Below are 6078 nucleotides of genomic sequence, written 5' to 3'. Positions count from 1 at the left end.
TCAGAAGTGAAACGCAGTAACGCCGATGGTAGTGTGGGGTTTCCCCATGTGAGAGTAGGGCACCATCAGGGTTTTATTAACTTAGCTCATTACTATAGTGGGCTAACTTAATAAAAGAATTTCTTGGCAACCATAGTGCTGTGGTCCCACCTGATTCCATTCCGAACTCAGAAGTGAAACACAGTAACGCCGATGGTAGTGTGGGGTTTCCCCATGTGAGAGTAGGACATTGCCAAGTCCCTTATTCGCGGAGCGGTAGTTCAGCTGGTTAGAATACCTGCCTGTCACGCAGGGGGTCGCGGGTTCGAGTCCCGTCCGTTCCGCCACTTATTTACAAGCGAGTGAAATACTCGCTTTAGCTATATAAAATCATTATATAGGGGCGTAGTTCAATTGGTAGAGCACCGGTCTCCAAAACCGGGTGTTGGGAGTTCGAGCCTCTCCGCCCCTGCCATTAATATCATCGAAACCGATTAGTGCAAGCTAATCGGTTTTTTCGTTTTGATAAGCCAATAATTTTGTTGCCGTTATGTTAGAATTTTGCAAATTTTTATCAGAAACTAACCGCTTATATGAAACCGCTTGATCCTATTATCGAACAATTTCTTGATACACTATGGCAAGAACACGGCTTGTCAGAAAATACCGTTGCGTCTTATCGTTTAGATCTGGAGAGTTTTGTTCAATGGCTGCCTGAACCGAACGCTTTTCTTAAGGTGGATTATGCGGATTTACAAACCTTTCTCGGTGAGCGATTAGCACAAGGCTATAAGGCAACAAGCTCTGCCCGTATGTTGAGCTGTCTGCGGAAATTTTTCCGTTTTCTCTATTTGGAAAATTACCGTGATGATGACCCAACAGCTACGCTCACGTCTCCACGTAAACCTGCTCATTTGCCTAAATCATTAAGTGAAGAGCAAGTGCTGGATTTGCTAAACATTCCGAATACCCACGATCCTTTAGAATTGCGTGATAAAGCAATGTTAGAGCTACTTTACGCTACAGGCTTGCGTGTGACGGAGCTGGTTTCGCTGACGTTGGATAATTTGAGTTTAAGGCAAGGTTTAGTACGGATTATCGGTAAAGGTGATAAAGAGCGTCTTGTGCCTTTAGGGGAAGAAGCAAGTTATTGGATTCAGCAGTTTTTTGAATATGGGCGAAGTGCCTTGCTCAACGGCGTTCAGTCTGATGTCGTTTTTCCAAGTCGATTGGGCAACCAAATGACCCGCCAGACCTTTTGGCATCGCATTAAACACTATGCGTTATTGGCAGGCATTGACAGCGATAAGCTCTCCCCGCACGTTTTACGCCACGCATTTGCCACCCATTTAGTCAATCACGGGGCGGATTTACGTGTGGTGCAGATGTTATTAGGGCATAGCGACCTTTCTACCACACAAATTTATACCCAAGTGGCAAAAGCTCGTTTAAAATCACTTCATCAACAATTTCACCCGCGAGGATAATATGCAACAAGGTTTTTCAAAGTTTAGTTGGGCATTGGCGTTATTTTGTTTGCCAAGTGCATTATGGCCACTGGCGTTATTGGTTTCACCTGCGTTAAGCGAGAACCCAAATTTAACTCCAAGCCAAATCGATCTCTTTTCTACAGCCTTTTGGATTTACCCTTTTGTATTATTAACGCTTTCAGGCATCTTATACAGAATATATCGCTCTAAAAAAGGCATAGCATCAGTGCTATTGGCAATTAGTTTTGCCGCCTTTTATGGATTTTTATGCTATATGTTCAGCACAATATAATAAGAAAGCGGGGTAACCCGCTTTATATTTTTATCATTGTGACCAATGTTTGATTAAAGAAAACTAACGGCACATTCCCCCTTTGCCACACAGGTACTTGATTTTCCTGCCAAATTTTTTTCATATCTTCTCGCTGTGTTTTTCCGTAGCATTGCACCTTACTTGGATAGCGGTTGGTAAGCCGTAGAGGTGTGTCTGCAAGGCTTTCAGGTAAAGGGAAGCGGTAGGATTTGCCTGAAAGTTTGTAAATGATCTCGTTGTGAATCCGTCGCACCGTACCAAGCGGTTCAGGCAAATGAATTTCATCAGTTTGGGAGCAAAGTTCAAGCTCAAAATCAGCGATATCCGTTTGATTTGGAGTGATCCAAAGCTGTTGTTGATAACGGCGAATTGTCTGCTGTTCCAACGTTACTTGTGGATTTTTATCGGCTTTCGCCAAAATAAGATGATGAATAATCTGCTCCAGTTGAGCCACTGTCGGCATCGGCACTTGAGCGGTCGCCAGCCACATACGCACTAGCTGTTGTTGTTTTAAGGGGGAAAAGTGAGCGAAGCCGTGAATGTTGAGCTTGCCGTTTTCAAGACGATTTGCCAGTTCCGTTTGCAACAGTTCTTCAATCAGCTGTTGTTGTTCAGTACAATGTTGGCTTGAACGGGCGACCATTTGGCTGAACTGCGACCAACGTTGATTAAGCTGTGGCAACACGCTTTGACGCAGAAAATTGCGGTCAAAATCGGTATTGAGATTGCTCTCATCTTCAATCCAGTGAAGTTGATGTTGCTCGGCATAGCGAAGAATATCGCCCTTATTGAACGATAAAAGCGGTCGGAAAATCGTAAAATTTTGCCACGAACTCACCGCTTGCATTGCCCCAAGCCCCTTAATACCACTGCCTCGTTTTAACGCAAGGAAGAAAGTTTCGACTTGATCGTCAAGGTGATGAGCTGTTGCGAGCCATTCATTCGGCTGAATATGGGCTTGAATCGCCTGATAACGAGCCTTGCGAGCGTCCGCTTCCAGCCCCTGTTTGCCCTGCACTTGCACACGGCAAACGCTCAAAGGGATCTGCCACTGTTCACACAACTGCTCACAAAACTGTACCCAACTGTTTGCATTTGGGCTTAAACCGTGATGAATATGGATTGCCCGTAACGTCAACGACCGCCGTTGGCGAGTGTGGGCGAAAAGGTGCAACAAGACCACCGAATCAACTCCACCACTCAAACCAATCAAAAAAGCGGTCTGATTTGGGCAATGTTTTGCAAGTTGTTGTTCAAAGAGGGTTTGCATTTTTACACCTGCAACCAAAACGTCACAGGCCCGTCATTTTGCAAACTCACCTGCATATCGGCCGCAAATTTTCCTGTTTGCGTTGGGATTTTCGTTATGGCTTGTTGATGAAAATAGTTGTAAAGCTCTTCCGCTAAAGCAGGGCTTGCCCCACGAGAAAAACTTGGGCGTAAGCCTTTTTGCGTATCAGCGGCAAGGGTGAATTGCGACACCACTAACAAACTGCCGCCCACTTGTTGTACATTTAAATTCATCTTGCCTTGTTCATCGGCAAACACACGATAATTCAGCACTTTTTCCAACAATTTATCCGCTTTGGCTTGATCGTCCCCCTGTTCTACCCCAAGCAAAACCAACAACCCAGTGGCGATTTCCCCTACTGTTTGTTGCTCGACTTCGACCTTCGCCCATTTTACCCGTTGAATTAATCCGATCATTTTTTCTCTCCTAATGGGCTAATCAATTCCCCTATTTTAATCATTTCCATATCCTTTAGTACCGACGCACATTGCCCGCCGAGTAGCACAACTTTCCAGCTTAGATGTATCCACACAATCATAATCGGAATAGTGGCTAAGGCACCGTAAATGGTTTGGTAGGACGGAAAGGTGGTGATGTACCAAACAAAAACCTGTTTGCCGAGTGTGAAAAATCCCCCTGCAAATAAGGCTCCGAGTGCGGCGTGTTTGAATTTGACCTGCGTATTCGGCACGACCAAATAAACCAACGCAAACATCAGCCACGTCAGCAGAAAGGGGACAAATTTCAGCAGATGATGACTAAAGGACAGCAATCCTGTTTCGCTAAACATCTCTAACGAAAAAATGTAAGAGCTGATCGCAATGCTTGCTCCAGCAAAGATCGGGGCAAAAATCAGCACCGCCACATAAATCACAAAGGAAAGCACCACCGACCGTTTTTTCGTGTTATGCCAAATCTCGTTTAGGGCGTTGTCGATACTCGAAATCAGCATCACCGCTACCACCACAAGCCCGACGATACTGATGATCCCCATTTTCTTCGAGTTTTCCACGAACAGCTCAAGGTAGTGTTGCACCATATCACCAGCACTTGGGGCAAAGTTATCGTACACTAATTCCTTTAGTTGTGTGGTCGCCTGTTCAAACATCGGCAATAGGGTAAACACCGAAAATACTACCATAATCAACGGCACGATCGATAGTAGCGTGGTATAAGTCAAATAGCCCGAATAGACCGCAATTTTGTTTTGTTTAATGCGGTGGAGAAAGAGTTTTGAAAAGAAAAGAAGATTTTGCATTTGAGTCTCCTTAAGTGTTAGGGAAGTTTAACATAGCTTGGTAATTTAGGGGTATAGAGTCTTTTATTTGCAAGCTTGAGTTGTTATTTTTATGGGTGTATACTTATACTATATACCAATTAAAAGGAGCCAAAATGGAAGCATCAGTCTTTATTACCAACCGTACTCAAGCGGTGCGATTGCCTTCTGAAATGCGTTTTGCCAACGATGTAAAACGGGTTTCTGTGCGTATCGTGGGAAATGAACGTATTTTAACTCCCCTTAATCAACGTTGGGACAGCTTTTTCTTGAATTCAGATAACGTGAGTGATGATTTTATGGCTGAGAGAGAAGTGAGTATTCAACCTGAACGAGAGGAGTTGTAATGCTTACCTATATGCTTGATACCAACATAGTGATCTATGTGATTAAACGCAGACCCATTGAGATTCTTGAGAAGTTTAACCAAAATGCCAGTCGCCTTTGTGTGAGTAGCATCACCGTTGCCGAGCTGTATTATGGGGCTGAAAAAAGTCAATTTCCCGAAAAAAATCTCGCCGTTATTGAAGATTTTTTATCTCGCCTAACCATTCTCGATTACACTCACAAGGCTGCTGTTCATTTTGGCAATATCAAAGCCCATTTAGTTAAACAGGGTAAAATTATTGGCGAAAACGATATTCACATTGCGGCACACTCAAGAAGTGAGGGGCTGGTTCTCGTAACTAATAACTTGCGTGAATTTGAACGTGTAGAAGGTTTACGTTTAGATAATTGGGTTTAGGTTTAACAAGCGGTCACTTTCTTGCAAACTTCTGCAAGAAAGTGACCGCTTATATTTGGCTGAATGGTTATTCTTCTATCTCATTGTTTTCATAAATATCAACAAGATCTTGTAGTGTAGCGTGATTAGCTTGCAGTTTGTCAAACTGATCTCGCATCAATTCATACTTCTCTTTTTCTTGTTCATATTTTTCAATGTCATCAGCGTTTGGTTCTTGCCCTTCATCTTCTAGTTCATTGAGCTTACTATCACATTCGTCAATACAGCTTTGAATGTCATCAAGCAAGGCTTCAAATTCAGCTAAATCTTCTGCAGTTAAGATAATTTCATTATCATTGCAGTCTTCATCACGGCAATCGTCAAAAAGGATTTCCATTTTAGTGTGGATATCTTCTACTTGTCCTTCAAAGTGATACACTGGCATTGTCTATCTCCTTATTTATTAGCGGAACAGTTCTGACGCTTCTTGACACTTTGGGTGTCCTTCAGAACACATTTTTTCTACATCGCTTTTGCTTAATATTAGGTAACAGTTTCCAAGTTTGGGTTCTTCCTTACAGGCTTTTAATAGAAGATTGCCTGCTTTCATCAAATCTTCTTTTACATACTCTCCGTTCATATACATAGTTCCTAAGATATATCTTGCTTTTGTATCACCTTGTTTCTCTGCTTTGGAAGCCCATTTAAATGCCTGTTTATTATCTTTTTTAATACCTTTACTACCACTCCAATACAGACTCGCTAGAACTGATTGTGCATCTACACGCCCCTTTGTTGCCAATGCTTTTAATAAAGGCAATGCCTTTTTGCCATTTCCTTCTGCTAGATATTGGTTGATTTTATCTATCTTTTGCGAATCAGTTTCAGCATACACATTGCCTACTACAGCTAAAGAGAAAATAGAAAGTAATAACGCTTTTTTAAGTTTCATAAGAACTCCGATGGTTAGGTTGAAAAAACAGCGTTATTGTACAAAAAAAAAAC

The 6078-nt window shown here is 42.6% G+C and carries 9 protein-coding genes, 2 tRNA genes and 1 rRNA gene; 7 read left to right on the top strand and 5 right to left on the bottom strand.

All coding sequences use genetic code 11. The features are described from left to right. Positions 1-122 precede the first annotated feature (122 nt). The 5 genes from rrf to C5N92_RS02450 all read left to right on the top strand — a co-directional run bounded on the left by rrf (position 123) and on the right by C5N92_RS02450 (position 1761). Positions 123-238: ribosomal RNA gene (rrf, locus tag C5N92_RS02470) — 5S ribosomal RNA — on the top strand. 11 nt (positions 239-249) lie between these two features. After that, positions 250-326 (top strand) — tRNA-Asp (locus C5N92_RS02465). 52 nt (positions 327-378) lie between these two features. Beyond that, positions 379-454 (top strand) — tRNA-Trp (locus C5N92_RS02460). Positions 455-572: 118 nt separating this feature from the next. Further along, on the top strand, positions 573-1466 hold the full coding sequence (gene xerD / locus C5N92_RS02455) for a site-specific tyrosine recombinase XerD (RefSeq protein WP_111749294.1): 894 nt from the start codon (positions 573-575) through the stop codon (positions 1464-1466). A gap of 1 nt (position 1467) precedes the next feature. Further along, positions 1468-1761: a DUF5389 family protein gene (locus C5N92_RS02450; RefSeq protein WP_111749293.1), complete on the top strand. Its 294-nt coding sequence runs from the start codon at positions 1468-1470 to the stop codon at positions 1759-1761. Between the two features lie 22 nt (positions 1762-1783). Here the strand turns inward: C5N92_RS02450 and tilS are convergent, their stop codons facing one another. The 3 genes from tilS to C5N92_RS02435 are packed head-to-tail and all read right to left on the bottom strand — an operon-like array spanning position 1784 to position 4331. Next, a complete protein-coding gene (gene tilS, locus C5N92_RS02445; protein ID WP_111749292.1) occupies positions 1784-3052 on the bottom strand; it encodes a tRNA lysidine(34) synthetase TilS in 1269 nt (422 codons plus the stop codon). 2 nt (positions 3053-3054) lie between these two features. Continuing rightward, a complete protein-coding gene (gene dtd / locus C5N92_RS02440) occupies positions 3055-3489 on the bottom strand; it encodes a D-aminoacyl-tRNA deacylase (RefSeq protein WP_111749291.1) in 435 nt (144 codons plus the stop codon). Next, on the bottom strand, positions 3486-4331 hold the full coding sequence (locus C5N92_RS02435; RefSeq protein WP_111749290.1) for a virulence factor BrkB family protein: 846 nt from the start codon (positions 4329-4331) through the stop codon (positions 3486-3488). Before C5N92_RS02435 ends, dtd begins: the two co-directional genes overlap by 4 nt. Positions 4332-4465: 134 nt before the next feature. On the opposite strand from C5N92_RS02435, the gene vapB reads away from it, so the two are divergent. Both vapB and vapC read left to right on the top strand, forming a co-directional pair. After that, positions 4466-4696, top strand: a complete 231-nt coding sequence (gene vapB, locus C5N92_RS02430; RefSeq protein ID WP_111749289.1) for a type II toxin-antitoxin system VapB family antitoxin — start codon at positions 4466-4468, stop codon at positions 4694-4696. Beyond that, entirely contained in the window at positions 4696-5094 is a 399-nt protein-coding gene (gene vapC, locus C5N92_RS02425) for a type II toxin-antitoxin system tRNA(fMet)-specific endonuclease VapC (protein ID WP_111749288.1), read from the top strand. Before vapB ends, vapC begins: the two co-directional genes overlap by 1 nt. Before the next feature lie 67 nt (positions 5095-5161). Here vapC and C5N92_RS02420 read toward each other — a convergent pair whose 3' ends face one another. Both C5N92_RS02420 and C5N92_RS02415 read right to left on the bottom strand, forming a co-directional pair. After that, entirely contained in the window at positions 5162-5518 is a 357-nt protein-coding gene (locus C5N92_RS02420; RefSeq protein ID WP_111749287.1) for a hypothetical protein, read from the bottom strand. Between the two features lie 18 nt (positions 5519-5536). Continuing rightward, positions 5537-6025 carry a tetratricopeptide repeat protein gene (locus C5N92_RS02415; protein WP_111749286.1) on the bottom strand — a complete coding sequence of 163 codons (489 nt, stop codon included), beginning with the start codon at positions 6023-6025 and terminating at the stop codon, positions 5537-5539. Positions 6026-6078 lie beyond the last annotated feature (53 nt).

Origin of the sequence: Glaesserella australis, assembly GCF_003260095.1 — a bacterium.
Lineage (GTDB): Bacteria > Pseudomonadota > Gammaproteobacteria > Enterobacterales > Pasteurellaceae > Glaesserella > Glaesserella australis.
This window is presented reverse-complemented; position numbering and strand designations above follow the sequence as displayed.